This window comes from Xenorhabdus miraniensis, from assembly GCF_002632615.1.
In genome coordinates this window covers 36,393-62,899 of the sequence record NZ_NITZ01000009.1, presented here as the reverse complement: position 1 = coordinate 62,899, position 26,507 = coordinate 36,393, and the positions used below count along the sequence as shown (strand labels likewise).

The 26,507-nt window shown below is 46.2% G+C and carries 22 protein-coding genes and 1 riboswitch; of the genes, 7 read left to right on the top strand and 15 right to left on the bottom strand.

Annotated elements, in window-relative coordinates:
- Window positions 1-120: 120 nt before the first annotated feature.
- From ftsP to nudF, 7 genes are all read right to left on the bottom strand, one after another.
- Window positions 121-1,551, bottom strand: coding sequence for a cell division protein FtsP (gene ftsP / locus Xmir_RS35230; protein ID WP_099113982.1), 1,431 nt, complete (start codon window positions 1,549-1,551; stop codon window positions 121-123).
- A 335-nt stretch (window positions 1,552-1,886) separates the two neighbouring features.
- Window positions 1,887-2,618 carry a 1-acylglycerol-3-phosphate O-acyltransferase gene (locus Xmir_RS35225; protein ID WP_099113981.1) on the bottom strand — a complete coding sequence of 244 codons (732 nt, stop codon included), beginning with the start codon at window positions 2,616-2,618 and terminating at the stop codon, window positions 1,887-1,889.
- 67 nt (window positions 2,619-2,685) lie between these two features.
- A complete protein-coding gene (parC, locus tag Xmir_RS35220) occupies window positions 2,686-4,938 on the bottom strand; it encodes a DNA topoisomerase IV subunit A (RefSeq protein ID WP_099113980.1) in 2,253 nt (750 codons plus the stop codon).
- 55 nt (window positions 4,939-4,993) lie between these two features.
- Window positions 4,994-6,889, bottom strand: a complete 1,896-nt coding sequence (parE, locus tag Xmir_RS35215; protein WP_099113979.1) for a DNA topoisomerase IV subunit B — start codon at window positions 6,887-6,889, stop codon at window positions 4,994-4,996.
- A 73-nt stretch (window positions 6,890-6,962) separates the two neighbouring features.
- Window positions 6,963-7,571, bottom strand: coding sequence for an esterase YqiA (yqiA, locus tag Xmir_RS35210; protein ID WP_099113978.1), 609 nt, complete (start codon window positions 7,569-7,571; stop codon window positions 6,963-6,965).
- Window positions 7,571-8,410, bottom strand: a complete 840-nt coding sequence (gene cpdA, locus Xmir_RS35205) for a 3',5'-cyclic-AMP phosphodiesterase (RefSeq protein ID WP_099113977.1) — start codon at window positions 8,408-8,410, stop codon at window positions 7,571-7,573. Before cpdA ends, yqiA begins: the two co-directional genes overlap by 1 nt.
- A 104-nt stretch (window positions 8,411-8,514) precedes the next feature.
- Window positions 8,515-9,150, bottom strand: coding sequence for an ADP-ribose diphosphatase (nudF, locus tag Xmir_RS35200; RefSeq protein WP_099113976.1), 636 nt, complete (start codon window positions 9,148-9,150; stop codon window positions 8,515-8,517).
- Between the two features lie 217 nt (window positions 9,151-9,367).
- On the opposite strand from nudF, the gene tolC reads away from it, so the two are divergent.
- From tolC to Xmir_RS35185, 3 genes are all read left to right on the top strand, one after another.
- Window positions 9,368-10,738: an outer membrane channel protein TolC gene (tolC, locus tag Xmir_RS35195; protein WP_099113975.1), complete on the top strand. Its 1,371-nt coding sequence runs from the start codon at window positions 9,368-9,370 to the stop codon at window positions 10,736-10,738.
- A gap of 173 nt (window positions 10,739-10,911) precedes the next feature.
- Window positions 10,912-11,613 (top strand): DUF1190 family protein, encoded by a 702-nt coding sequence (locus tag Xmir_RS35190; protein ID WP_099113974.1) that lies wholly within the window; start codon window positions 10,912-10,914, stop codon window positions 11,611-11,613.
- Between the two features lie 6 nt (window positions 11,614-11,619).
- The gene (locus tag Xmir_RS35185) at window positions 11,620-12,780 is read left to right on the top strand and encodes a glutathionylspermidine synthase family protein (RefSeq protein WP_099113973.1); all 1,161 of its coding nucleotides are present in this window, start codon (window positions 11,620-11,622) and stop codon (window positions 12,778-12,780) included.
- A 5-nt stretch (window positions 12,781-12,785) separates the two neighbouring features.
- Here the strand turns inward: Xmir_RS35185 and ygiD are convergent, their stop codons facing one another.
- Together ygiD and ribB are read right to left on the bottom strand one after the other, a co-directional pair.
- A complete protein-coding gene (ygiD, locus tag Xmir_RS35180; RefSeq protein WP_099113972.1) occupies window positions 12,786-13,562 on the bottom strand; it encodes a 4,5-DOPA-extradiol-dioxygenase in 777 nt (258 codons plus the stop codon).
- A 362-nt stretch (window positions 13,563-13,924) separates the two neighbouring features.
- Entirely contained in the window at window positions 13,925-14,578 is a 654-nt protein-coding gene (gene ribB, locus Xmir_RS35175) for a 3,4-dihydroxy-2-butanone-4-phosphate synthase (RefSeq protein WP_099113971.1), read from the bottom strand.
- A 118-nt stretch (window positions 14,579-14,696) separates the two neighbouring features.
- A riboswitch (FMN riboswitch) is annotated at window positions 14,697-14,876 on the bottom strand.
- Between the two features lie 135 nt (window positions 14,877-15,011).
- On the opposite strand from ribB, the gene ubiK reads away from it, so the two are divergent.
- On the top strand, window positions 15,012-15,287 hold the full coding sequence (gene ubiK / locus Xmir_RS35170; RefSeq protein ID WP_099113970.1) for a ubiquinone biosynthesis accessory factor UbiK: 276 nt from the start codon (window positions 15,012-15,014) through the stop codon (window positions 15,285-15,287).
- Window positions 15,288-15,357: 70 nt separating this feature from the next.
- Here ubiK and Xmir_RS35165 read toward each other — a convergent pair whose 3' ends face one another.
- The 4 genes from Xmir_RS35165 to Xmir_RS35150 all read right to left on the bottom strand — a co-directional run bounded on the left by Xmir_RS35165 (window position 15,358) and on the right by Xmir_RS35150 (window position 21,733).
- Window positions 15,358-16,161 carry a M15 family metallopeptidase gene (locus Xmir_RS35165; protein ID WP_099113969.1) on the bottom strand — a complete coding sequence of 268 codons (804 nt, stop codon included), beginning with the start codon at window positions 16,159-16,161 and terminating at the stop codon, window positions 15,358-15,360.
- 168 nt (window positions 16,162-16,329) lie between these two features.
- Window positions 16,330-17,754: a bifunctional D-glycero-beta-D-manno-heptose-7-phosphate kinase/D-glycero-beta-D-manno-heptose 1-phosphate adenylyltransferase HldE gene (hldE, locus tag Xmir_RS35160; protein ID WP_099113968.1), complete on the bottom strand. Its 1,425-nt coding sequence runs from the start codon at window positions 17,752-17,754 to the stop codon at window positions 16,330-16,332.
- 88 nt (window positions 17,755-17,842) lie between these two features.
- Window positions 17,843-20,689 (bottom strand): bifunctional [glutamate--ammonia ligase]-adenylyl-L-tyrosine phosphorylase/[glutamate--ammonia-ligase] adenylyltransferase, encoded by a 2,847-nt coding sequence (gene glnE, locus Xmir_RS35155; protein WP_099113967.1) that lies wholly within the window; start codon window positions 20,687-20,689, stop codon window positions 17,843-17,845.
- A 75-nt stretch (window positions 20,690-20,764) separates the two neighbouring features.
- Window positions 20,765-21,733, bottom strand: coding sequence for a CYTH domain-containing protein (locus Xmir_RS35150; RefSeq protein ID WP_099113966.1), 969 nt, complete (start codon window positions 21,731-21,733; stop codon window positions 20,765-20,767).
- A gap of 271 nt (window positions 21,734-22,004) precedes the next feature.
- On the opposite strand from Xmir_RS35150, the gene Xmir_RS35145 reads away from it, so the two are divergent.
- Together Xmir_RS35145 and Xmir_RS35140 are read left to right on the top strand one after the other, a co-directional pair.
- Window positions 22,005-22,625, top strand: a complete 621-nt coding sequence (locus tag Xmir_RS35145; RefSeq protein ID WP_099113965.1) for a TIGR04211 family SH3 domain-containing protein — start codon at window positions 22,005-22,007, stop codon at window positions 22,623-22,625.
- Between the two features lie 15 nt (window positions 22,626-22,640).
- Entirely contained in the window at window positions 22,641-23,831 is a 1,191-nt protein-coding gene (locus tag Xmir_RS35140; protein ID WP_099113964.1) for a multifunctional CCA addition/repair protein, read from the top strand.
- 84 nt (window positions 23,832-23,915) lie between these two features.
- Here the strand turns inward: Xmir_RS35140 and folB are convergent, their stop codons facing one another.
- Window positions 23,916-24,269, bottom strand: coding sequence for a bifunctional dihydroneopterin aldolase/7,8-dihydroneopterin epimerase (folB, locus tag Xmir_RS35135; protein ID WP_099114110.1), 354 nt, complete (start codon window positions 24,267-24,269; stop codon window positions 23,916-23,918).
- A gap of 108 nt (window positions 24,270-24,377) precedes the next feature.
- On the opposite strand from folB, the gene plsY reads away from it, so the two are divergent.
- Window positions 24,378-25,037 carry a glycerol-3-phosphate 1-O-acyltransferase PlsY gene (plsY, locus tag Xmir_RS35130; protein ID WP_099113963.1) on the top strand — a complete coding sequence of 220 codons (660 nt, stop codon included), beginning with the start codon at window positions 24,378-24,380 and terminating at the stop codon, window positions 25,035-25,037.
- Window positions 25,038-25,124: 87 nt separating this feature from the next.
- Here plsY and tsaD read toward each other — a convergent pair whose 3' ends face one another.
- Complete coding sequence (gene tsaD, locus Xmir_RS35125) at window positions 25,125-26,162, bottom strand: tRNA (adenosine(37)-N6)-threonylcarbamoyltransferase complex transferase subunit TsaD (RefSeq protein ID WP_099113962.1); 1,038 nt, start codon at window positions 26,160-26,162, stop codon at window positions 25,125-25,127.
- Between the last annotated feature and the right edge of the window lie 345 nt (window positions 26,163-26,507).

The following is a 26,507-nucleotide window of genomic DNA, read 5'->3' as shown; positions in this document are numbered from 1 at the left end:
CTCATCGCAGCCCGGCTCAATCGGATGGGGTATCCACCACCGCTTTTCATTGCCATTCTGAGCTGCTGCCATTTCTCAAGGTTATTTATTTCTAAAGGTTACTATTCCTCAATGCGGTTTTTATCCAATGCCGAAGCTGGCAGGGTTAACAATTAGTCGTCCTGCAACTCCACGATCCGCCATTTCCAGTATCTGGCTGTAATACATGAAGGGGAAATTCTCATAAGAGGGCTGCATCATATTGACCAGTAGTTCTGCCCGTTCATCAATCCAGACAGTATCTTTCCAACCATAATCCTGTGGCTCTGGGCGATTGCCATTAAGGCTGATAACTTTAAATCTTACGCCTTCGATATGGAAAGGCTGGGGTGTTGAGGTTGTGATTATCCAACGTTCCCATGCACCTTGCTGGCTAGCTATGTCGGTTCGATGTTCATTCAGCACTGAACCATTAATCCCCTGCGAATAATCTCCCAAAGCTAGCTGCCTGCTTCGGATAGAAGAATTGATTTGTGTATTATCCAGCACGAGCTGAGAAGGTAATTGATCCGTCACCAGTGGGAGCAAACCACTGGCTTTAAGTGTCAATACTGTGGTGGATAACAATTTGGTTGAAGGTTCAAACAACCCTTTCAGACGATCCATCACGCTTGCGGATTCTCCCGCAGTAATAGTGACACTTTCCACTTTCGACATATCAACCAAGACTTCACGACGTTCGCCCGGGGCAAGTGGCAGTTGCTGTATGGCTACAGGCGCAGGCAACAACCCCTGATCAGTGCCAACCATATAGAAAGGACGCCCATCGCTGAGTTCTAATTGAAATCGCCGGGCATTAGAAGCATTCAGCAAACGTAGCCTGACCCAACCTCTGGCAACTTCAACAAAAGGATTTTCAACCCCGTTAACCACTAAAGTATCGCCAAGGAAACCCTGATTAGCTGGCGGGTCATATTGTGGTACGCCAAAATTATCCAGCCGTTTATCCTGCAAAATAACAGGGAAATCATCAACGCCATAATGTTCAGGTAAAGGCAAACCACGGCTGCTTTCGTCCTCCACCAGCCACATTCCGGCCAGACCAGTATAAACATGCCGTGCCATTCGGTGTGGTGTGTTGGCATGATACCAACAGGTAGCCGCAGGTTGATCTATCGGGATAACCGGCGACCAATTTTCACCCGGTGCTATCAAACGGGACGCCCCCCCCATCAGGGTTCCGGGCACCAGTAAACCACCTACCGTCATTGAAACCGGTTCAGACAGACGGTTGCTATATATCAGTTTGACATCGTCTCCTCGACGAACCCGGATAGTCGGCCCCAGATAGTGTCCGTTGATGCCCCAAACATGAACTTTATTCTGACCATTAAATGACCATTTGGCTTTCTGTATGGCTAAAAAGAGAGGTTGTCCGCCTCGGGGTTCCAGTAAGGGGGGAAGTGGCAATTTCGTTTGTTGATTTTTATTGGCTCGAACCGCAAAAGGAAGCGCCCCTAAACACATTGCCAAACCAGATGCCTGAATAAACTGGCGTCGACTCAGTGACATACTTTCTCCACAGCAGGAATAGTATCTACGACAAGAAATAGTATCTACGACAAGCAATAACAAGAATAGCAACCCACAATGATTGCTTATGTAAACGCAAACACTAACTAATGACTAAAAAACTCAAATAATTACTGGGATGAATATCCCGATATTGTGGCTATCAGGATTTATTATTCTATCGATTGCGTTTAATAAAAACATTAAGTTATTAAACGCAATCATATCGCGAATGGGAAATAAATTCTAAAAATATCTTAAATTGATAGCCAAAATCCATCCAAAGTGTGGGGAAATATATTTGACGATTTCGGCCATTTTATCGTCATCTGAAATTATCCTCGCTTATTCAGCGCCTCAACTTCTTTATCCAATTCTTCAATTTTAGATTGCATCATTTGCCGACAATGCCCCGCCAATTCACGAACCTGTTCTTTGGTATATTTCGTGGTATCAATCGGAGGTAACATTTCGACAATCACAGTGCCATTATTCCAACGATTCAGTTTTATTTTATCGTGTGTTGAAGAAACACACACTGGCACGATAGGTACACCTGCTGCAATGGCGGCATGAAAGGCCCCTGTTTTAAACGGCAATAATCCGCGACCGCGACTGCGCGTTCCTTCCGGGAACATCCAGACAGAAACCTGTTTTTTGGTAATTTGGTCAACAACCTGTGAGATTGTACCGTGTGCTTTTGTGCGGTTTTCTCTGTCGATCAAAATATTGCCTGTCAACCAATAAAGCTGACCAAAAAACGGAATAAAAACCAGGCTTTTCTTGCCCACAGTGACGGTACGTGGCTGCACTGCATTAGACATGGTAACCATGTCGTAATTGTTTTGATGATTAGCGATATAAATGCTAGGCCCGTATTTCTGAGCTTCTGCTGGAATACGTTCCACTAGTTTAATACCAAATATTTTATGCAGTTTGCCAAACGCATGGCCGAAAGTCATCACATGACGTGGATTGCGCGGACTGAATAAACAGTAGATACAACCAAAAATAAAGATCAGGATTGTAAACAGAATAACAATAATTCCACGAATGATTGCTAGCATAACGGCCTCTTGCAGAGCAGGCCAGTATCATACTGGCCCGCAATTATGATTTTTGTTGTTACTTAACTTATTGGTTAGGCGTTTCTACTTCAACACGTTCCACGCGCTGTAATCCACGAGGCAGTGAAGTTCCCTTACGCCCTCTTTCTGCCCTGAATTTCTGTAAGTCCTCTGGGCGGAGTTGCAATTTACGCTTACCAAAGTAGAGCGTAATGGTGGATTGTGGAGGCAGCACCAGCAACCAACTCAGCATATCTTCCCCTGATGCGGCCTGAGCTGCGGGAATAGACACAATCTTGTTGCCCTTGCCTTTGGAAAGCTGAGGAAGATCCGCTACAGGAAACATTAACACGCGACCTGCTTTGGTTATCGCCAGCAGCATATCATCCTGCTCGTTGTTAATTTCCAACGGCAACATCACCTTGGCGTTCTCAGGCAGGGTAATCAACGCCTTACCTGCGCGGTTCTTAGCAATCAGGTCACTGAAAGTACAGATAAAACCATAACCTGCATCTGATGCCATCAGGAGTTTCTGTTCTTCTTTCGCCATCAGAAGATGCTCAACGGATGCTCCAGCCGGCAATGCCAATTTCCCCGTCAACGGTTCACCCTGGCCTCTGGCTGATGGCAAATCCAACGGATCTATAGAGTAACTACGCCCGGTGTTATCAATAAAGACCACAGGTTGGTTACTTTTACCACGTACTGCACTGCGGAAGCTGTCACCAGACTTATAATTCAAGCCGGCCGGATCAATTTCATGCCCTTTCGCACTGCGCACCCAGCCCATTTCAGACATAACAACCGTAATGGGCTCAGATGGCAGGATGTCATGATCGCTCATGGCTTTCGCTTCCATGCGCTCTTTCAACGGGGAGCGGCGAACATCACCGTAGCTTTCAGCATCGGCAATAATCTCTTTTTTCAGCAAGGTATTTAATTTACGTTCGGAACCCAAAATCGCCTGAAGTTTGTCACGCTCTTTCGCTAATTCATCCTGCTCGCCACGAATTTTGACTTCTTCCAATTTCGCCAAGTGACGCAATTTCAGCTCCAGAATTGCTTCGGCCTGCGTTTCGGTTAATTCAAAACGCTGCATCAGCACTGGCTTTGGTTCATCTTCATTGCGAATCATGTGGATGACTTCGTCAATGTTAAGATAAGCCGCTAACAACCCTTCCAGAATATGTAAACGTTTAAGGACTTTTTCCAAGCGGTGATTCAGACGGTTACGCACTGTTTCACGACGGAAAACCAGCCACTCACTGAGGATCTCAACCAAGCCTTTAACCGCAGGACGGTTATCCAAACCGATCATATTGAGGTTAACGCGATAGCTTTTTTCCAGATCAGTCGTCGCAAACAGATGGTTCATGACTTGTTCGACATCAACACGATTCGTGCGTGGAACAATCACCAAGCGGGTTGGGTTTTCGTGATCAGATTCATCGCGTAGATCATCCACCATTGGCAGTTTTTTCGCCCGCATTTGGCTAGCGATCTGCTCCAAAATTTTCGCACCGGACACTTGGTGTGGCAGGGCAGTAATGACAACGTTGCCCTCTTCTTTCGACCAAACCGCCCGCATACGCACCGAACCACGGCCATTTTTGTAGATCTTGCGAATATCTTCTTTTGACGTGATGATCTCGGCTTCGGTGGGATAATCCGGCCCCTTGACATACTCCATTGCCTCATCAAGCGATAGATCAGGCTTATCCAGCATGGCAATCAGCGCATTCGCCACTTCACGGGCATTATGCGGTGGAATATCCGTAGCCATACCAACGGCAATGCCGGTAGTACCGTTCAACAGAATATTAGGCAGGCGTGCAGGCAACATTTTCGGCTCCTGCAATGTGCCATCAAAGTTTGGCACCCAATCCACCGTGCCTTGCCCCAACTCACTCAGCAGCAATTCAGCATATTTGGACAACCGGGATTCGGTATAACGCATCGCCGCAAAAGATTTCGGATCATCCGGGGCACCCCAGTTACCTTGCCCATCAACCAGCGGATAACGGTATGAGAAAGGCTGAGCCATCAGAACCATAGCTTCATAACATGCACCATCCCCATGCGGATGGTATTTACCCAGCACGTCACCCACAGTACGGGCAGATTTTTTAAATTTGGCGCTGCTGCTCAGCCCCAGTTCTGACATCGCATAGACAATACGGCGCTGAACAGGTTTTAAACCATCACCGATAAAAGGCAACGCCCTGTCCATGATGACGTACATGGAGTAGTTCAAATAGGCGTTTTCAGTGAATGTGTGAAGCGGCTGGCGCTCCACACCATCGTGAGTTATCTCACTCATGTATTAATTTCCTCAGAATCTGTATTGACTATCTATTGCGCTATATCTCAATGCGCTAAACTTCAATATCGATGGAATCACCCTTCTCTTGCAGCCAGTTGCGGCGATCTTCTGAGCGCTTTTTCGCCAGAAGCATATCCATGACTGAAAGGGTTTCCTGATAATTATCATCGTCGATAGTCAACTGCACCAGACGGCGAGTGTTGGGATCTAACGTGGTTTCGCGCAACTGCATTGGGTTCATTTCACCCAAGCCTTTAAAGCGCTGGACATTCGGCTTACCCCGTTTGCGACTCAAGCGATCGAGTATGGCGCTCTTTTCCCCTTCATCCAGCGCATAATGCACTTCTTTGCCGAGGTCGATACGGTACAGTGGCGGCATTGCCATATAGACATGTCCACGTTTTACCAGCGTCGGAAAGTGGCGGACAAATAGGGCACACAGCAGGGTGGCAATGTGCAATCCATCCGAATCTGCATCCGCCAGTATGCAGACTTTACCGTAGCGAAGCTGGCTTAAATCGTCACTATCTGGATCGATACCAATCGCAACAGAAATATCATGCACTTCCTGCGAAGCCAGTACTTCATCGGAAGAAACTTCCCATGTATTCAGGATCTTTCCACGCAGCGGCATAATTGCCTGAAATTCACGATCGCGGGCTTGTTTAGCAGAGCCGCCGGCCGAATCCCCTTCCACCAGAAACAGCTCCGTGATACTGAGATCCTGAGCGGTACAATCTGCTAATTTACCCGGCAATGCAGGGCCGTTGGTCAGCTTTTTACGTACAACTTTCTTCGCCGCACGCATTCTGCGTTGCGCACTGGCAATCGCCATTTCAGCCAGTTGTTCTGCTTCCTGAATATGCTGGTTCAACCACAGGCTGAACGCATCTTTCACCACACCAGAAACGAAAGCCGCAGACTGACGCGAAGAGAGGCGTTCTTTGGTTTGCCCTGCAAATTGCGGATCTTGCATTTTTAGGGATAACACGTAAGCACAGCGATCCCAGATATCATCAGCCGAGAGTTTAACGCCACGTGGCAGAATGTTGCGGAATTCACAAAACTCACGCATGGCATCAAGCAAACCTTGGCGTAAGCCATTAACGTGGGTTCCCCCCTGTACTGTCGGGATCAGGTTGACGTAACTTTCTGCCAGTAATTCTCCGCCTTCCGGCAACCAAAGCAATGCCCAGTCAACCGCTTCAGTATCCCCGCGGAGTGTGCCTACAAAAGGTGCTTGTGGCAACGTGACCAACCCATTAACGGCTTCCAGCAGATAATCTGTCAGCCCGTCGGCATAACACCATTTCTGCTCTGTATCGCTCAATTTGTCCTTAAAGACAATTTCAACACCCGGACACAATACCGCCTTGGCTTTCAGCAAATGTGTCAAACGAGTCGCAGAAAAACGGGGGATATCGAAATAGCTTTCATCCGGCCAGAAGTGAACACTGGTTCCGGTGTTGCGCTTACCGCAACTGCCGATAACGTCCAGCTCTTGTACTTTTTCGCCATGTTCAAAAGCGATCTGATGAACCTGACTGTTGCGACGAACCGTGACCTCTACCCGTTTGGACAGGGCATTGACCACCGAGATCCCAACACCATGCAAACCACCAGAAAACTGGTAATTTTTATTGGAAAATTTTCCCCCCGCATGCAGGCGGGTGAGGATCAATTCAACAGCAGAAACTTTTTCTTCAGGATGGATATCAACCGGCATACCACGGCCATCATCTATCACTTCCAGAGACTGATCGCTGTGAAGGATTACTTCAATATGCTTCGCGTGACCAGCCAGAGCTTCGTCCACACTGTTATCGATCACTTCCTGTGCCAGATGGTTCGGGCGGGCTGTATCGGTATACATGCCGGGACGACGACGAACTGGCTCCAGGCCACTGAGGACTTCAATGGCCTCTGCGTTGTAACTAGATTGAGTCATGTTGTAATTCTGTCGGTTGCTTCGTTATTAGAGGGCCAATCAGTATTGATATACTGTTGATAATACCAGTCGCTTACCTATTTTTGGCAATTTTTTTACTATTGCCACTGGTCAGACCCAAGAAATTGATGATTTGAGGGAAATAGTATTCGAGGCCAACAAAAGCATGATTCCCACCAGATTCAACCGTTTGCCGGCACTGCATCAGGTAAGCAACGGCCTGACGGTAGTCGAGCACTTCATCCCCGGTTTGCTGCAATAACCAGATAAGATCGGGCGATTCCAGCGGGTCAATGTGCATCACTTTGAGATCATGTATGTGGCTTTGTTCGAGAGTATACCGCTCTTCGGTATAGGGATTCACGTTTTCCCCGAGATAATCCTGAAGCAAATCGAATGGGCGTACCGCAGGGTTAACGACCACGGCAGGCAATCCAAAACACTGGGAAAGCCAGATAGCCAGATAGCCGCCAAGGGAAGAGCCCACCAGACCGATATTTTCACCGGCGCGCTCCATCACCAGTTCCTCCAGCAAGGTCGCCGTCTCTTCAGGATAAGGCGGTAATTGCGGCGTCAGCATCTCAATTTCAGGATGCTGCTGGTGCAACCATGTTTTCAGCGCATTGGCTTTCGCTGATTGGGGTGAGCTATTGAAACCATGTAGATAAAGTAACGTTGACATTAATACCCGTCCGAATCTAAATCCGGGCAAAACTCGTTACTCTTAAGCCTGTGAACCTGTGTTTGCAAACTTGCTTCTTTGTTGCCAGCCACAGACAGTTCGAGGTAACGCCATCCCGGAGCCACTGTATCAAGCATAAAATTAGTACAATGCGGCTTAAATTGCACACAGGTTGATGGTGTTGCCATAACACGAATGCCATTCCACATTTCATCAACGTCCTGATGGATATGCCCGCACAGTATGGCTTTCACTTGTGTTCTGCCTTTCAAAAACTCTGATAATTCAGGGGCATTACGCAAGCTGTGCTGATCCAACCATGTACACCCAGAAGGAATGGGATGATGGTGCAACATGACAATGGTATGGCGCTCACTGTGCTTATCCAGACATTTATTCATCCATTCGAGCTGATAATCCGTCAATTCTCCATGAGGAACGCCCTGCACCTGACTATCCAACATAATCAATTGCCAATGCTGGCCGATAAATATCTGCTTGGAAGGCGAAATCCCTGCTGCTGCCAACGTATCAACCATCGCCGGCTGATAATCATGATTACCGGGCAGCCAAACACAAGGCGCAGGCAAACGGGCAATCCCCTCAGCAAAATGCTGATAGGCATTGATTGTCTGATCCTGAACCAAATCACCTGTCGCAACGATCAAATCAATATCAAGATTCTGCTCAAGGATCTTATCCAACACAGCATGATAGCTACGATAAGTATTGATTCCCAGCAGTGAATCGCCTTTATTGGCGAAAAGATGCGTATCAGTGATTTGCAGTATTCTGGCTGTGGCGCCTTCTGCCACAGGTATTTCAAGCAGGCTTTCCAAATGGTTTCCTTTTCCTGTCGATCATAAGGATTATTCTAGCGTGTCTTTATGTAAAAGATCTGCTGACTGGGGCACACTTCCCGTTTTCCAGCATAAATTAGGAATTATTCCCCCAACCAATCTCTCTTCAGTTTTTCATGGTGCAACGCAAGCCACTGTATTGCAATAACCGAAGCGGCATTATCAATAATCCCCTCTTCCACCCACTGGTAAGCCTGTTCACGGCTGGCAACCAGAACGCGAATGTCTTCATGCTCACCTTCCAGACCATGAACGCCTGACGCAGTAGAAGCATCCACTTCACCAACAAAGATGTGCATGCGCTCTGTTGTACCGCCAGGGCTGGAAAGATAACTCAACGCAGGTTGACAGCGCTTAACGTCAATACCTGCCTCTTCCACTGCCTCACGGCGCACGACCTGTTCAGCCTCTTCGCCCTCTTCGATCATGCCGGCAATCACTTCCAGCAACCACGGTGTATCACTGGTTTCAACCGCAGGGATGCGGATTTGTTCAATCAAAACGACTTCATCGCGTACCGGATCATAAGGCAGTAAAACCCCCGCATGACCGCGTTCAAAAACCTCGCGTTTAACGGTTTCGCTCCAACCACCCCGGAACAGGCGATGCCTGAATTGATACTCCGTCATGGTAAAAAAACCGCGATAGAGCGTTTTTTGGGAAATAACTTCAACATCTTGTTTTGTAAAAGTGCGTGACGGGGAAAGATCTTCTTTCATAAAGGCTCCTGATTATTTTTAAAATTTCCTATTATTAAAAGGTATTTTTCTACATTGTCTAAATAAATTCATTTTGATGATACAAACAAGTTGAAAAATGAGGCAATATGGCACAAACAGCCACCCTGCCTTATTGGTATTTTCTGCTAGAATCTGTGGTATTTAGTTTTGATGCAGAGGCAACTTAAGCAAAATAGCTGCACAACAAGGAACGCAAATGAAAAAATTGCTCTCTCTTTTTATTGCTATGAATCTGGTAGGTTTTAGTACTTCAAGCCATGCTGCGGATTTACTCCAGATTTATCAGCAGGCAAAAGAAACAAACCCGGAATTGCTTAAGGCACAAGCTGATCGCAATTCAGTAGTTGAAAAGATTAATGAAACGCGTAGTACTTTATTGCCTCAGTTGGGGCTGAGTGCGGGTGTTGATTACAACAAAAGTTTTCGAGTTCCAAAAGATAAACAATCAGAAGGTCGTAGTAGCAGCGCTAAACTGCAATTGACCCAAACCATCTTTAACATGGCGAAATGGAATCAGCTAAATCAATCTGAGAAACGTGCTGGTATTGCCGATATCGATTACCAAACAGCTCAACAAAAATTAATTCTGGAGACCGCCAAAGCTTATTTTGACGTTCTGAATAGTATTGATGCCTTGACATATAGAGAAGCCCAGAAAGCCTCACTATATCGTCAGTTGGATCAAACTACCCAACGTTTTAATGTCGGTCTGGTTGCCATTACTGACGTACAGAATGCCCGCGCCCAGTATGATTCAATTCGAGCACAAGAGGTTTCTGATCGTAACACTCTGGACAATGCGTTGGAAAAACTACGCATGATTACCGGTACTTACTATCCACAACTGGCTTCATTGAATATTGATCAATTTAAAACTAAACAGCCAGAGTCTGCTGATAAAGTGCTAAAAGAAGCAGAAGCCAGTAACCTGAGCCTGCTGTCAGCGCGTTTAAAACAAGATCTAAGCCGCGAACAGATCAAGGAATCACAGACAGGCTATATGCCAACTGTTGAATTAACTGCATCTACAGGCATCAGCAACAGTCATACCCGTGGCGCTCAATACGAAAATACCTACAACGGGAATAACTCTGTTGGAGTATCCTTAAGCCTCCCCTTATTCAGTGGTGGAGCTACCTATTCTCAAGTAGAACAAGCAAAATATAATTTCGTCAGTGCCAGCCAGAACTTGGAAAACACTTATCGCCAAGTCACACAAGAAGTGCATTCCTCTACCAACAATATTTCTGCGGCGATCAGTAGTGTTGACGCCAACAAGCAGGCGGTACTTTCTGCACAAAGCTCATTGGATTCAATGGAAGCCGGTTATCAGGTAGGAACCCGTACTATCGTTGATGTGCTGGAATCGACAACCAAACTTTATCAAGCCAAACAGAATCTGTCTAAGGCACGCTACGATTACCTGCTTTCCCAATTAGGTAACCAACTGGCTCGTGGCACTTTGAATGAAAATGATTTGATAGAGCTGAACAAAATGTTAGGCACGCAAATCTCAACCTCTGCCAGCAATATCATTAAAGAGATGGAAACACCATCAATTCGCTGATTTAATATTCTATCGTTTTACATTAAAAAACGTTATATTAAAGACGCTATACTAAAGAAAGCAGCCCGCCGATTGTGTGGGCTGCTTTTTAAGCATATCCCAGAGAGCCAATCCCCTGGATATCCTACGTGGGACACGCTCTTAATCAGATACCTTTAAGATGGATGCCCCCTATGACAATTATTCCTTTAACACCCAGGAAACGGACAAAAGAGATAAACCGCGATTCTTTCCGCAAAACGTGGCGAAGCTATCGTCTGACACCTGTAGCGCTCGCTGTCAGTGCTGTTTTCATGCTTTCTGCCTGTGAACAAAATGATGAAACGGTGTCACTCTATACCAATGCCGATGAGTGCTCTCAGGCGAATCCTTCTCAAAGTGAACAATGTAAGACTGCTTACAATAATGCCTTGAAAGAAGCGGAAAAAACCGCACCGAAATATGCCTCTCGTGAAGAGTGTGTGGCTGAATTCGGTGAACAGCAATGTACTCAAACCCCTGCTCAGGCAGGCATCGGTCAAACTCAGGCTGAGGCACAAAGCAACAGTGGCAGTTTCTGGATGCCGTTGATGGCGGGTTACATGATGGGTCGCTTAATGGGCGGCAGCTCTGCACCATCACAACCGCTGTTTACCTCAAAATCAGCTTCCAGCCCGGCTAACGGCAAGTTTGTTGATGCGACAGGTAAAAGCTATGGCCCTGCTACCGCAGGTGGTCGCAGCATGACGGTGCCAAAAACCGCGATGGCCCCAAAACCCGCCACCACAACCACGATTACCCGCGGTGGATTCGGTGAATCTGTGGCGAAACAATCAGCCATGCAGCGTTCGTCTGCCAGCTCAAGTTCCAGTTCTTCCCGTTCTATGGGTGGTTAATTAAAGATGAAACGCATTGGTATTACCGAGCGCCCGGATTGGCGCGAAAAGGCTGAAGAATATGGCTTTAACTTTCATACTATGTATGGTCAGCCTTACTGGAGTGAAGATGCTTATTACCAGTTCACTCTGAACCAGATTGAAGACATTGAAGATGCGACAGCAGAACTGCACCAAATGTGTTTGCAGGTCGTGGAAAAAGTGGTCAACAGCGAAGAGCTGCTGACAAAATTTCAGATCCCAAAACACTGCTGGGAGTTTATCCGCTCTTCATGGGTAACCAGCCAACCTTCACTCTATTCCCGTCTGGATTTAGCCTATGATGGCAAAAATCCGCCCAAGTTACTGGAAAACAACGCCGATACCCCGACGTCTCTGTATGAATCCGCTTTCTTTCAGTGGATCTGGCTGGAAGACCAGATCAATGCCGGTAACCTGTCGTCAGATGCAGATCAGTTCAACAGCCTGCAAGAAAAGTTGATTGATCGTTTTGTGCAGTTACGTGAAAAACATGGATTTGGCCTGCTGCATATGGCCTGCTGTCAGGATACTGAGGAAGATCGTGGCACCATCCAATATTTACAGGACTGTGCTGCGGAAGCCGGTATTCCAACCGAATTCCTGTTTATTGAAGATATCGGGCTGGGTGAAAAAGGGCAGTTTACTGACTTACAGGATCAAGTGATCGGCAATCTGTTTAAACTGTATCCGTGGGAATTTATGTTGCGTGAGATGTTCTCCACCAAACTGGCTGATGCGGGTGTGCGTTGGCTGGAACCGGCATGGAAAAGTATTATCTCCAACAAAGCATTATTGCCAATGCTGTGGAAAATGTTCCCGAATCATCCTAATCTGCTGCCTGCTTATTTTGCGGATGAACGCCCTACAGATATGGATAGCTATGTTATTAAGCCACTGTTTTCCCGTGAAGGTGCTAATATTCGTATCATCGAAAATGGACGGGAAATAGCCAGTGCCGATGGCCCCTATGGGGAAGAAGGCATGATCGTTCAGCAATTTCATTCATTGCCAAAATTTGGCGATAGCTATGTGTTGGTGGGGAGTTGGTTGGTGGATGATCAATCGGCGGGTATCTGTATCCGTGAAGATCGAGAGTTAATAACTCAAGATCTGTCACGTTTCTACCCGCATATTATTTTGGATTAATTCAATTATCCAATCTGAATAGACAACATACTCAAGGAGCCGTCTTCAATACCCTCAACCGGGATTGAAATCGGCTCTTTTTTATCCCATGTCCCCATCACATACAGCAACGGCAGGAAGTGTTCTGGTGTTGGATTAGATAGCTGACCATCTTCCCTATCCAAAGCACTAACCAAAGGATGAGGTTCTTCAAAGCTGGTTAAGCTCTCACGCACAAACTGCTCAAAAGAGAGTGCCCATGGGAAAGGCTCTGCCCCCGATACCGCGGCCGGCAAATTATGTACAACATTACCACTTCCCATAATTAAGACGCCTTCATCACGAAGCAGGGCTAATTTTTTGCCTATTTCGTAATAAAAAGACGCAGGCTGAGTGCGATCCATGCTCAATTGGACAACGGGAATATCTGCATCAGGATACATTTTAGCCAATATTCCCCAAGAGCCATGATCCAATCCCCAGTCTTTAAAATCAGTCTCGACTTCAATCGGCTCCAGAATATCTTGTACCAATACAGCGAATTCAGGATACCCTTTGGCCGGATACTGTTTCTCATGTAACTCTCTGGGAAAATTACCAAAATCGTGGATCGTTCTGGGCTGAGCCATGGCTGTCACTGCTGTACCTTCCGTATACCAGTGAGCAGAAATCACAAGAATCGCTCTTGGTCTGGGCAATTTTTTCCCCAGCTCAAACCAAGCGCGTGAATAGCAGTTATCTTCAATGGCATTCATTGGGCTACCATGACCAATGAACAATGCAGGCATTCTCAGGAGACTCATTCTCGCCCCTTATACAGCAAATTAAACATTTAGAATAATGGATTGTGCGTTATGGTAAAAAGACTATGACAAGATTAAGACTTTTCTTCCCTGAATACAGTCAATCAAAAATGATGGAGTGTTTCAAAAATACTGAAAGGCCACAGAAGATGGGCTGTAGCCTTTCATACGTGCATGCGATATTTTTCCCCATCTTTCAAGTTACTGTGACACCGCACAGTAACTCAAAATCTGTTGAGTATAACCGATATACTCTATTTGATTTGTTTTCCATCCACTATTTTCTATCCATATAAGGAAAACAATATCTCTTACACATCATGATGAATTGGTGTCTTAAAGTAACCTAATTAGGGAGGCTATTAACTCGCCGCCTTTGCTATTTTTAAGCGATAGTCCACCAAATCTTCGATAGTGACTACCGGCATACCATGCAGTTTTGCGAATTCAATCACTTCAGGTGCACGGGCCATTGAACCATCGTCGTTTGTCAATTCACACAGTACTCCCGCAGGCCTGAAACCGGCCAATTTAACCAAATCAATGGTGGCTTCAGTATGACCACGGCGAGTCAATACGCCTCCCGGTTGCGCCCGCAAAGGAAAAACATGTCCAGGCCGATTTAGATCGTTTGGTTGAGCACCGTCTGCAATGGCGGCTTGGATCGTGGTGATGCGATCTGCCGCAGACACGCCGGTGGTTACCCCCTGTGCGGCTTCAATGGTGACAGTGAAAGCTGTCTGGTACTGACTGGAATTATTTTCGACCATCATGGGCAAATTTAGCTGCTGACGGCGTTCTTCGGTCAGGCAAAGGCAAACAATTCCACTGCCATGACGGATGGTTAATGCCATTTGCTCTACCGTCATTGTTTCGGCAACGAAAATCATATCGCCTTCATTTTCACGATTTTCATCATCCAATACCATCACACCCTGACCCGCACGCAAAGCAACAAGCGCACGTTCAACACGTTCAAATGGCGTCCCATATGAGGAAAGTAGCGTCTGATTCATGGTAAAGAAACCTCTTTAAATGTATGGATTACCAGAATCAGGGCAATTTTGAGGAGTTCATGCTGCACAAAAATACGGCAACAAAAACAACAGACGAGCGCAAGCACTCGATTGATGCTGTTATTCTCTCCCATCCGGACTATCACCGTCGGCTCCAGAATCACACTGGATCTGCTGACCTCTGTTTTATTTCGTTACGGACAACAACAAACAGAGCGCTCGCGGGCTTCATAAAATTATCATTCGATCATTTCATGTTACCGCCGGTAGGGACTTTCACCCTGCCCTGAGATAAACAATTTCACTATAGCGCTAATAATCTGTAGGGGCAATCTACAAAATCAAATATGAAACCTGGCTCGCAATCATTTATGCTTTCATCATCAAGTATTAGAATACTGCCAACACAATTATGCCTAAAAGGATGATCATCATGCTTGATCCAAAGAAAATTGAACAAATTGCCCGCCAAATCCACAATGCAATGCCAAAAGGTGTCAAAGAGTTTGGTGACGACGTAGAAAAAAAATTACGTACCGTTCTGCAATCTCAACTGAGCAAGCTGGATCTTGTCAACCGTGAAGAGTTTGATGTCCAAACACAAGTTCTTCTGCGTACACGTGAAAAGTTGGTTGCGCTGGAACAACGCCTGACTGAATTGGAAGCCCGTCTGGAAGGTTCAGACAAAAAAACCGAGCAGGCTGAATAATGGTGAGAGGAGAATAGCTATCGTAGCTTCGTTCTCCTCCATCGTTTCCCTTTATTTTTAACATAAAAAATCATCTTATATTTTTCTCTATACATTTCACTCGAATAATATCTCTGTCATTTTGATTTGAGTCTTTCATACACGCCTTATATTTATCTCCATAATCTTTGAATTCCGCCCTTGCTACAGATAATGGTTTTTTTAATAAGTCTTCAATGAAACCGACGCTTCCCACTTCAAAATGTTGGTAATCTATAGGCGTATCCCAATATCCTCCCCACCGCATAAAACCATTCGACAGAAAGATATCAATGACTTTTTCTGCCATCCCTTCTCTGACCTCTTTTCCCGGTCTCTTTTCTATTCTATTGAGATATTTTTCTGCACCCGCTTCGGGTAAAACATAGGGAACACCAGATTGATTAAAGCCTAAGAATGGGTTCTGCACGGGATTAATATCTATAGCGGCACCATACGCATGCTTTGACCATGACGAAGCCCCTGTTATTTTCCTTCCATTAAATGCCGATGAATTATTATCGCGCATAGAGGCTTGATCATCACCATTATAGTGTTCCATGGGTAATGCCTTATGTATCGGAAAATTGGCTAACAACAATTCGTTAAAAATATTCTCAACCTGCGGTGAAAATATATCAAGCACCACTATTTCACCCGTATTTTCATTTCCGGAAAGATCAATGTATTTAAAATTAACGACATTTAATCGGTGACAAGGAATGGGATTATTTTCTGTTATCACACCAGATAATTCCATTTTCTGGCAATCTTTCTGTGTGATTGAAGATATTTTCGCTGAAACATAAACAGGAAACAACATAAAAAATAAGAAAGTAAATTTAAATAGTCTCATAAACCAATCACGAATAATAAATTAAACAATTTATTATCATAATTATTATTTTACCCAAGTAAATTATTCATTTTTGTATTATCGAAAGAAAAAATGATAAGTAACTTAAGAAATAAAAGATATATGCCGTTATGCTCACAAACAAGCATAACGGATACAATGCCAAACTTACTGGCGCTGAATGGTTTTAATGATATTGGTTGTTGAAATACCATCTTCGAAGTTCAATACCTTAACTTCGCCACCAGCCGCCCAAACTTCTTCGCTACCGGCGATCTCTTCTGGTTTGTAATCACCACCTTTGACCAAAATATCCGGCAGGATACCAGCAATTAAACGCTGAGGTGTGTCTTCTTCGAACTCCACAACCCAATCCACGGATTCCAGTGCCGATAACACAATCATACGCTGTTCCAGTGGGTTGACCGGGCGAGTTTCCCCTTTCAGTCGCTTGGTGGAAGCATCGCTATTAACGGCAACAATCAAACGATCACCTAATTTGCGCGCATTGGACAGGTAAGAAACATGTCCGGCGTGAAGGATATCAAAACAGCCGTTAGTCATCACAATACGTTCGCCGCGCTGACGAGCCTGTGCAACCACCTCTTTCAGTTGAGCTTCGCTCATTATGCCAAACCCGGTTTCTGCACGTCCACGCACGGCGTTTTCCAGTTCGACAGGCGAAACAGTAGAAGTTCCCAACTTGCCAACCACAACACCTGCCGCCGCATTGGCAAGGTAACAAGCTTCATTCAGCGGCTTGCCAGCAGCAAGAGCCGTTGCCAATACCCCAATTACGGTATCGCCCGCACCCGTGACATCAAAAACTTCCTGTGCCTGAGTTGGCAAATGCAGAGGTGTCTGCCCGACTCGCAGCAAGCTCATACCACGCTCAGAACGTGTGATCAGCAACGCTTTCAGTTCCAGATCCTGTACCAGTTGCGTGCCTTTCTGTACCAGATCATCATCGTCTTTACAGTGCCCTACAACCGCTTCAAACTCTGACATATTTGGCGTGAGCAATGTTGCACCACGATAACGCTCAAAATCGCTGCCTTTCGGATCGATAAGCACAGGAACGTCGGCTTCGTTGGCAAGCTTAATCATTGCCTGAACTTGGTTCAGCGCTCCCTTTGCATAATCCGACAGAACCAACGCCCCGATATGTGGCAAAAATTGTCGAATTTTCTCCAGCATCGGCTGAGCATCTACGTTCTGGAAACCTTCTTCAAAATCCAGACGAAGCAATTGCTGGTTACGTGACAAAACACGCAATTTTGTGATAGTTGGATGCGTTGGAACAGGAACAAAATCGCATTGGACTTTCACACTACTGAGTTTTTCGTTCAATGCCCTTGCTGCATCATCAACACCCGTCAACCCGACCAGACGTGAATTGGCCCCCAGTGACGCAATATTCATGGCGACGTTCGCCGCGCCACCAGGACGCTCTTCAATCGTTTCCACTTTAACCACGGGAACCGGTGCTTCCGGTGAAATGCGGCTGGTTGGGCCATACCAATAGCGGTCTAACATAACATCACCGACAACTAAAACACCTGCGCGGTGAAAATCAGGGAGTGTTACTTTCATCCCATGCTCCAAATATCAAAATAAACTGTGGTGGATATTACCATAACCCATCTGAATGCCAGTAAGATCAACAGCAAAACCGACAATTTCAACAATTATCTGCTAGCCACTTCTGCCAGCTATCACGCACCAATGTCTGCTGCTGGCTAAAATGGTCAGATGAAACCCGGCTGGGTAGTGTCTGCAAGGCAAGGTGGTGGAGTTCATCACGCATGGTGATATAAGCCTGCGTCAATGCCATCGCTTCCTGCTCATCCATAATATTATGATTCGCCATTAATTCGAAAATTCGCACATTATCAGACCAACGGGTCAATTTGGCATTTTCCGGCGCATAGCGCAGCACCTGATACTGGGCAATAAACTCAATATCCGTGATCCCGCCCGGATCAGCCTTGATATCAAATTGATCTTGTTGCTGACTGCCTAAATGCCGGTGCATTTTTTCCCGCATTTCACGCACTTGCTGGCGCAGAAACGCAGGGTCGCGAGGAATACATAATGTTTCACGACGAATGCGCTCAAAGTCACTACGCATTTTCTCATCGCCAAAAACCATACGCGCCCGAATCAACGCTTGGTGTTCCCAAGTCCACGCTTCATTTTTCTGGTAGTCATCAAAAGCCTCAAGCGTGCTGACCAACATTCCTGATTCACCGGATGGACGCAAACGGGCATCAACGTCATATAATATTCCCGACGCTGTTCGAGTACTGAACAGATGAATGATGCGTTGAGCAAGGCGCAAATAAAACTGACGGGCATCAATAGAGCGTGCACCGTCGGTCACGACCCCCATTGGGCAATCCAACAGGAAAACCAGATCTAAATCGGAACCATAACCCAGCTCCCAGCCCCCCAATTTGCCATAACCGATAATGGCAAATCCTAGCCCCCCTTGCCGGGATAAATGAACAGGAGTGCCGTAGCGCTTGACCATCTGGTTCCACGCCTGCTGCACAACAGCACCAATAATGGCTTCTGCCAGATAAGTCAGGTGATCACTCACTTTCATCACCGGCAAAGCACCTACAATGTCTTCTGCTGCAATCCGCAATAACTGGGCCTGCTTAAATTGACGTAATGCTTCCAGCAATTGCTCTTCATCATCTTCAGGGATACGCAGCAAATATTGATAAAGTTCATCGCGATAGGCTTCCATCGGCAACGGCTGATACAGCGATTTGGGATCGAGCAACTCATCCAGCAGCAAGGGGTGACGGGTAAGCTGGCTGGCAATCATCGGGGAAGCGGCACACAAGCGAATCACGTGAACCATGACTTGCTCTGATTCCAACATCAGTTCCAGATAAGTCGTTCGGCTGACGATACTGAGTAACAGCGGGATAATCCGCTCCAAAACGGTATTAGCATCCTCCCGCACACCAATTTTTGCCAACAAACGTGGCATCAGTTGGTCAAGTACATCTCGTCCCCTTGGGCCGATCGTGCGTTTACTGACGTCCTGACGAAAAAGTGCGATTACATCCAGCATTTTCCGGGCTTCTGCTGCATCAAGATGAGGGATCAATGTGATGAGTTCGTCCCTGTTCAAAGCCTCCTGCCATAAACTTTTAAATGGCACATGGTTAGCTTCCTCACCATTCTCTTCGCTTTCATCGCCTATCAACAGCTGGAAAATACCTCGCACGGCATACATTTTGCGTTCTGTTTCTGCCATCAACGCATCCCAATCCGGAAAACCCATTCCCCAGGATAAACGAGCGCGATCCAATATATTATCCGGCAAGGTTTGTGTTTGTTGATCGCGGATCGATTGCAGCAGGTTTTCCAGCCGACGCAAGAACAGATAACTTTCTTCGAGCTGCCTTACCTGTTCCGGTGGCAGTAACGCCAGGTTTTCGATGGACTTCAATGTTGGCAATAATGAACGGGATTGCAGACTCGGCTCCCTTCCGCCACGAATAAGCTGAAAAACCTGAGTGATAAATTCGATTTCCCGGATCCCGCCCGCGCCTAATTTAATATTGTCTTTTAATCCACGACGGCGAACTTCCCGCTCAATCATGCCCTTCATATTCCGCAAGGACTGGATCACGCTAAAATCGATATAGCGACGGAAGACAAAAGGACGCAACATCTGACGCAATTCCTGTGAATAAGCCTGCTCATCATGCCCCAAAATACGTGCTTTCACCAACGCGTAACGCTCCCAGTCACGCCCTTGTTCCTGATAATAGTCTTCCAGAGCAGGGAAACTGAATACCAAAGGCCCACTGTCACCAAACGGACGCAGCCTCATGTCCACACGATAAACAAATCCATCTGCGGTTTGTTGATCCAACACCTTAATTAGCTTCTGCCCCATGCGAGTAAAAAACTGGGAGTTATCCATTTCACGGCGTCCGCCTTGGGTGACGCCATTTGCCGGATAAGCAAAAATAAGGTCGATATCAGAGGAAAAATTGAGTTCTCCGCCGCCCAATTTACCCATTCCCAGAATTAACAACGGTTGTGCCACGCCATCACTATTGGTCGGCGTTCCCCAATCCTGACAGCAACGCAGGTAAAGCCAATCACGAGCGGCGACAATCAGGGTTTCAGCCAGCATACTTAACTGCTGTAAAGTCTGTTCTGTCGTGCTGCTCTGCAAAGCCTGTGACCATGCAGTCCTGACCAACATCCGATGACGGAACAGGCGCAAAACCCGCATCAATCCATTTTCATCATTTGCCGTAGACAATGCGTGTGCTAACCAGTGGGAATAACATTGCCATTCATCCGGTTGCGGCGGATTCTGGCGGATATCCTCCAGCCATGCGGGGTGAGAAAGTAAATTTTCTGCCACAAAATCACTTAATGACAGGACAGCCTGTTCATGAAGTGAAAAAGGCGCGACGGTTCCCTCTAATGGCTGGAAATTCGCGATGACACGCTGTAATTGCTGAGCTAAAGGTGATGAAAATGGCAACATGACTGGGTTTCCCTTGATTACCGTTTATTACCGCTTATTACCAACATGCTAATCATGATGGTAATAACACTGAATTTATCGAGACTGAGCCATCAAACATTGGGTTAACGCCAGCTTACATTGCAGCCATGAAGCGCTGTAACACAACATTTCTGCTTCTGCATCGGCAGTAGATAAGCGCTTCCTTAATTCGGAGAGTAAATCAGACAATCGTTCCAGTGCGGGTAAATGTCCGGTCTGCTTTTCAGTGAGCTGCATCACCGAATGTACAACACGAATCAATCCCGTTTTACCTTCGTTCAGTCCCGCCAACCATCCTTCTTCCTGTTCCTGCCATTGCATCAAAATTTCAGGCAGAAGCACAGACAATGGCTGCTGCCATTCCAATTCCTCAGGGACACATGATAACGCCTTATGCGACAAACCATGAGCAAGTGCATATCCCCGTGCTGCTTTGCTTTTATTCGCTAAACGCAGCCCATCCTGTGATGCCAGTGTATCCGCCAATGACAGAATATCGGTGATATTGCCGTTTATCAGCTCCAACTCAAACTCACAAATGGGTGATGTCTGCTTTCCAGAACCTGCCTTTCCAGAGAAAATACTTCCTTGATCCAACACCACTTCAATTTCACTCTGCCCATAAGTCACAAGCCATTTTTCACGAGTGAAATCGGTGCTGAATAATACGGTCAATTCAGCTTGCAGCTGTACAAGATCAGTATTTTCAGGCCAGATATGCGAGGGAAACTGTGTTAAATCCAGCTCAGGATGATGCAGGGGAACATTGAATTCGGGACGCTGGTGCAACCCACCAATCACTTTACCTGCGGTTTTGATTGTCATCTCATAGTGCCCGTCAAAACCACGGATGCGCAACCCCATATCCCAGCGCCGCAACTTATTATCCGGCGTCTCAAAATAAATATTTGTCAAATGCTCTGGTGAAGTGTGTTGATGAGGAAGCTGAAATAACTGCTGGCGAACTGCTGATATCGCATCAGGCTTAACAGACAGTTTCAACTCTATCTCTACAGAACTCATATTTTTTTATTCCTCAATTCATATAACAGAATTTTTTATATACTGTTCACACTTGCGTTAACAAAAGAGAAAAATAAACCACAATAGGGTGTTATCTCAACAATCATCATGCTCACCTTGTTAAAAAACCCCCTAACAAGGTCTGTATTCGGTCAGTTGAGAGAGGATTGATTCTGGTTTACTGATTGCACCCACAAACTTAACTCTTTACTATTATTTGAGTAGTTTGAATCACGATTGGTCCATACACAAAGAGACAGTTGAATACAGAATGAAAAAACTACATCGATTATTTATCTTATTGTTGGGTTTCACGCTACCATTATCCGTACACGCTGAAGAAACACGTTATGTTTCTGATGAATTATCAGCCTACATTCGTAGCGGCCCAAGCATTCAAAACCGTATCATTGGCTCACTGAGTTCCGGTGAAGAAGTCATCCTGCTCAGCTCAAAATCAGAAAATGGTTTCTTTCAGGTAAAAGACCACAAAGGACGTACAAGCTGGATCCTCGCAAGTGAACTCAGTGCCATTCCAAGCCTGCGTGAACGCCTGCCAGCTATGGATCAAAAAATCAAAACGCTGACCGAGAATTTGGCAAATATTGATGATACGTGGAATAAACGCACCGCTGAGTTACAAAACAAGGTAGCGACCAGCGATAAGATCATCAATGATCTGAAAAAAGAAAATGCACAGCTCCAGAGTAAATTAACCATCGCTGAGAAAAAGGTAGAAGCCGCTAATTTACAACTGGATGATAAACAAAGAGAAATTATCTTACAGTGGTTTACCTATGGCGGTGGCGTGGCTGGAATCGGCCTGATTTTGGGATTGGTATTGCCGCACATTATTCCACGCCGCAAAAAGAAAGATCGCTGGATGAGCTGATTTAAGGAAGCAAGAGTGAAAGTCTATTTGGTTGGCGGCGCCGTTCGCGATCAATTATTGGGGCTGCCCGTTACTGAAAGGGACTGGGTGATCGTCGGCGGGAATCCAGAGACACTTCTATCAAAAGGATATCAACAGGTTGGGAAAGATTTCCCCGTCTTCCTGCACCCTAAAACCTATGAAGAGTATGCACTGGCACGTACAGAAAGAAAATCTGGTCAGGGGTATACCGGTTTTACCTGTTATGCTGCTCCCGATGTGACACTGGAAGAAGATCTGCTGCGCCGTGATTTAACAATTAACGCCATGGCCCAAACACCTGAAGGCGAATTGTTTGATCCTTATCATGGTGCCGATGATCTCAAAAATCGCACTTTGCGGCATGTTTCCGCCGCGTTTTCAGAAGATCCCTTGCGTGTACTGCGCTTGGCCCGTTTTGCCGCCCGCTTTGCCCATTTAGGCTTTGCCATTGCACCGGAAACCCAATCACTGATTGCAGAGATGGTCGCAAGCGGTGAGTTATCATCATTAACCGCGGAACGAGTTTGGCGGGAAACTGAAAAAGCACTCGCCACACAATCACCACAGGTCTATTTTCAAGTGCTACGCGATTGCGGCGCATTGGCTGTTCTTTTTCCTGAAGTTGATAATTTGTTTGGCATTCTTCTGCCATTACGGGACGAACAACAGGAAAAAACGCATCTCAGGCTTGATGCCGGGCTTCACTCACTGCAAGTTTTGCACATATCTACCCAATTGAGCGAAGAGGCAGATATTCGTTTCGCCTCACTATGCAGCCATATCGGCATCATGTCAGTGAAGCAAATGTGCGAACGGCTGCGTATTCCCAACTCAGTACGCGACTTAGCCACAATTGTGGCGCAATACCACAGTTGGGTACATACCGCAGAGCAATTATCTCCCGAAACCCTATTAGCCTTGTTTAATGCTGTGGATGCCTGGCGTAAGCCACAACGAATCGAACAATTAATTATCTGTAGTGAAGCAGATTACCGTGGCTATACCGGCTCGGAAACGGCATCCTATCCACAAGGCAATTATTTACGCAAAGTGTTTACCCTTGCCAGCCAAGTCAGCGTCCAAGAAGTGATTGCCCGTGGATTTCAAGGCGCGGAAATTCGCACAGAATTAGAACGTCAGCGACGCTTCGCCATTGAAAACTGGAAACAGCATTCAATCGGTTAGTTGCCGATAATAAATAAAAAAGCGTTCCGATAATTCATTAAATTGGGACGCTTTTTTAATATGAGCGACTAAGTAACCAGCTAATTAACCTGCACTCCGCTCAATGACCACACCGACACTTTTTGCCTGTGCAACCGCTCCCGGTTTACTGACTTTGATCCTTACCCAAGGTGAATGAAATTGAGTCAATAAAATGTCCGCGACTTCTTCCGCCACCCGCTCGACCAAGGCAAAACGTTGGTTTTCCACATGGTTAATCACGGCTTGGCTTACCTTGGCATAATCCAGACAGTGCTCAACATTATCACTGGAAGAGGCTCGTTTGTTATCCCATCCCATTTCGATATCGAACACTAATTTCTGCTTAATTGTTTGTTCCCAGTCATAAACACCGATCGTGGTAGTCACTGTTAATTCTTCAATAAATACGATATCCATCACGCCCTTTTCCCCGTTTTTCGGTTCGCCAGATACCACTTCCGACGAAATATGCGTATTATCCACTGTTAGACTTAAGAAAACGACCCTTATCATTGGAGATATCTTATGAGTGCAATCGCGCTTGGCATGATCATCTTCGCGTACTTATGTGGCTCTATATCCAGCGCGATATTGATTTGCCGTTTGGCAAGGCTTCCAGATCCTCGTCAGCATGGTTCAGGCAATCCCGGGGCAACGAATGTACTGCGCATCGGCGGTAAATGGGCCGCATTAGCCGTGCTGATTTGTGACGTCCTCAAAGGGATGGTTCCTGTTTGGCTGGCGTACAAACTGAATATTCCCCCATTTTATTTAGGTGTTATCGCCATTGCCGCCTGTCTGGGACATATTTATCCCATTTTCTTCCATTTCAAAGGGGGAAAAGGCGTAGCAACCGCTTTCGGGGCCATTGCCGCCATTGGTTGGGATCTCATGGGATTAATCGCCGGCACATGGCTGCTGACAGTGCTGTTAAGTGGCTATTCTTCATTAGGTGCCATCATCGGGGCATTAATCGCCCCTTTCTACGTCTGGTGGTTCAAACCTGAATTCACATTTCCCGTCGCCATGCTGTCATGTCTGGTGCTGGTTCGTCACCATGATAATATCCAGCGACTTTGGCGAGGGCAGGAAAGTCGCATCTGGCAGAAGTTGAAAAAGAAAAAAGAAATGACGGATAAAGAGAAAATTCAAGCTGCCAAAGAGCGGGAGCAACAAGACGATTGATGTGGATGGCCTCAACAAGGGTAATAAGACATTTAAAAAGCTGAGCGCCAAATGACGTTCAGCCCATATCAAACTGCGTGTTTTTTATCATTTTTGCAGAGCAGGAAGATCCGCCAATGGCCAGCGTGCTTTCACCGTTACGCCCAATTCACCCGCAGTTCCGCCTTGCAGACGGATCATGCCAGCCAATGCGATCATTGCGCCATTATCAGTACAGAATTCAGGACGGGCATAGAAAACTTCCCCACCCAACTTTTCCATTAATTCCTGCATCTTGGTACGCAATGTCCGGTTTGCACTCACCCCGCCCGCCATCACCAGACGTTTAAATCCCGTCTGTTCCAGCGCGCGCTTGCATTTAATCGCCAGCGTATCCACAACCGCGTCTTCAAATGCACGGGCAATATCCGCTTTGGTCTGTTCATCCTCAACCGTATCATGGCCATGAATATTATTGCGGATTGTATTGGCAGCGAATGTTTTCAGACCGGAGAAGCTAAAATCCAATCCCGGACGATCCGTCATTGGACGCGGGAAGACAAAACGTCCTGCTTTGCCCTGTTGCGCCATACGGGAAAGTACGGGGCCGCCCGGATAATCTAACCCGAGCAATTTTGCCGTCTTATCGAAGGCTTCACCGGCTGCATCATCAATGGATTCCCCCAACAGTTTGTACTCACCAATACCCGTGACACTGATAAGCTGGGTATGGCCGCCAGAAACCAGCAAGGCGACAAAAGGGAACTCTGGGCTATTTTCTTCCAGCATCGGTGCCAATAAATGGCCTTCCATATGATGCACCGGAATAGCAGGCACATCCCACGCAAACGCCAGTGAACGTCCAATGGTTGCCCCAACCAGCAATGCGCCAACCAAACCTGGCCCGGCAGTGTAAGCAACAGCATCAATATCTTTATTTGTCAGGCCCGCTTCCTGCAAAGCCGCCTGAATCAAGGGAACCGTTTTACGAATGTGGTCACGGGACGCCAATTCAGGCACAACACCGCCATAATCAGCATGCAGCTTGACCTGACTGTACAATTGATTCGCTAGCAGACCGGCTTTGTCATCATAAATTGCGATTCCGGTTTCATCGCAGGACGTTTCTATACCTAAAACTCGCATTGCACTATTCGTCTCGTTTCGTCTCGTCACTATACATTCGTATTCCTCTGAACGGGCGTCAGTGTAACACTATCTGCGTAACACTATCCATGAACCATTACATGCTGGCTATTTTTCCTGTTTAGTCTATAATCAGTACCCTACTTGAATATCCTGTGTGGTTAATGTTAATAACGCCGACATCAGATTGCTTGTTTTACATACAAAAAAGCATCCTGTAACCCGTAGCGTTATAGGTTTCAATTTTCCTCGGCACTTTACAAAGCCGTGTTCATTGAAGTAAAATTCCGCACCATTTTAGAGACGGCTGGCACTATCACGCCAGCGACAAACCCGATTTCCATT

Bases quoted from the DNA above. Each gene is read 5' to 3' on its own strand.
- glnE (WP_099113967.1), bottom strand. From the start codon at position 20,689: ATGTTGCCATTTTCATCACCTTTAGCTCAGCAATTACAGCGTGTCATC.
- yqiA (WP_099113978.1), bottom strand. From the start codon at position 7,571: ATGTCAACGTTACTTTATCTACATGGTTTCAATAGCTCACCCCAATCA.
- Xmir_RS35165 (WP_099113969.1), bottom strand. From the start codon at position 16,161: ATGAGACTATTTAAATTTACTTTCTTATTTTTTATGTTGTTTCCTGTT.
- tolC (WP_099113975.1), top strand. From the start codon at position 9,368: ATGAAAAAATTGCTCTCTCTTTTTATTGCTATGAATCTGGTAGGTTTT.
- ribB (WP_099113971.1), bottom strand. From the start codon at position 14,578: ATGAATCAGACGCTACTTTCCTCATATGGGACGCCATTTGAACGTGTT.
- ubiK (WP_099113970.1), top strand. From the start codon at position 15,012: ATGCTTGATCCAAAGAAAATTGAACAAATTGCCCGCCAAATCCACAAT.
- Xmir_RS35150 (WP_099113966.1), bottom strand. From the start codon at position 21,733: ATGAGTTCTGTAGAGATAGAGTTGAAACTGTCTGTTAAGCCTGATGCG.
- ygiD (WP_099113972.1), bottom strand. From the start codon at position 13,562: ATGAGTCTCCTGAGAATGCCTGCATTGTTCATTGGTCATGGTAGCCCA.
- hldE (WP_099113968.1), bottom strand. From the start codon at position 17,754: ATGAAAGTAACACTCCCTGATTTTCACCGCGCAGGTGTTTTAGTTGTC.
- Xmir_RS35190 (WP_099113974.1), top strand. From the start codon at position 10,912: ATGACAATTATTCCTTTAACACCCAGGAAACGGACAAAAGAGATAAAC.
- ftsP (WP_099113982.1), bottom strand. From the start codon at position 1,551: ATGTCACTGAGTCGACGCCAGTTTATTCAGGCATCTGGTTTGGCAATG.
- folB (WP_099114110.1), bottom strand. From the start codon at position 24,269: ATGGATATCGTATTTATTGAAGAATTAACAGTGACTACCACGATCGGT.
- Xmir_RS35185 (WP_099113973.1), top strand. From the start codon at position 11,620: ATGAAACGCATTGGTATTACCGAGCGCCCGGATTGGCGCGAAAAGGCT.
- parE (WP_099113979.1), bottom strand. From the start codon at position 6,889: ATGACTCAATCTAGTTACAACGCAGAGGCCATTGAAGTCCTCAGTGGC.
- tsaD (WP_099113962.1), bottom strand. From the start codon at position 26,162: ATGCGAGTTTTAGGTATAGAAACGTCCTGCGATGAAACCGGAATCGCA.
- nudF (WP_099113976.1), bottom strand. From the start codon at position 9,150: ATGAAAGAAGATCTTTCCCCGTCACGCACTTTTACAAAACAAGATGTT.
- plsY (WP_099113963.1), top strand. From the start codon at position 24,378: ATGAGTGCAATCGCGCTTGGCATGATCATCTTCGCGTACTTATGTGGC.
- Xmir_RS35225 (WP_099113981.1), bottom strand. From the start codon at position 2,618: ATGCTAGCAATCATTCGTGGAATTATTGTTATTCTGTTTACAATCCTG.
- parC (WP_099113980.1), bottom strand. From the start codon at position 4,938: ATGAGTGAGATAACTCACGATGGTGTGGAGCGCCAGCCGCTTCACACA.
- Xmir_RS35145 (WP_099113965.1), top strand. From the start codon at position 22,005: ATGAAAAAACTACATCGATTATTTATCTTATTGTTGGGTTTCACGCTA.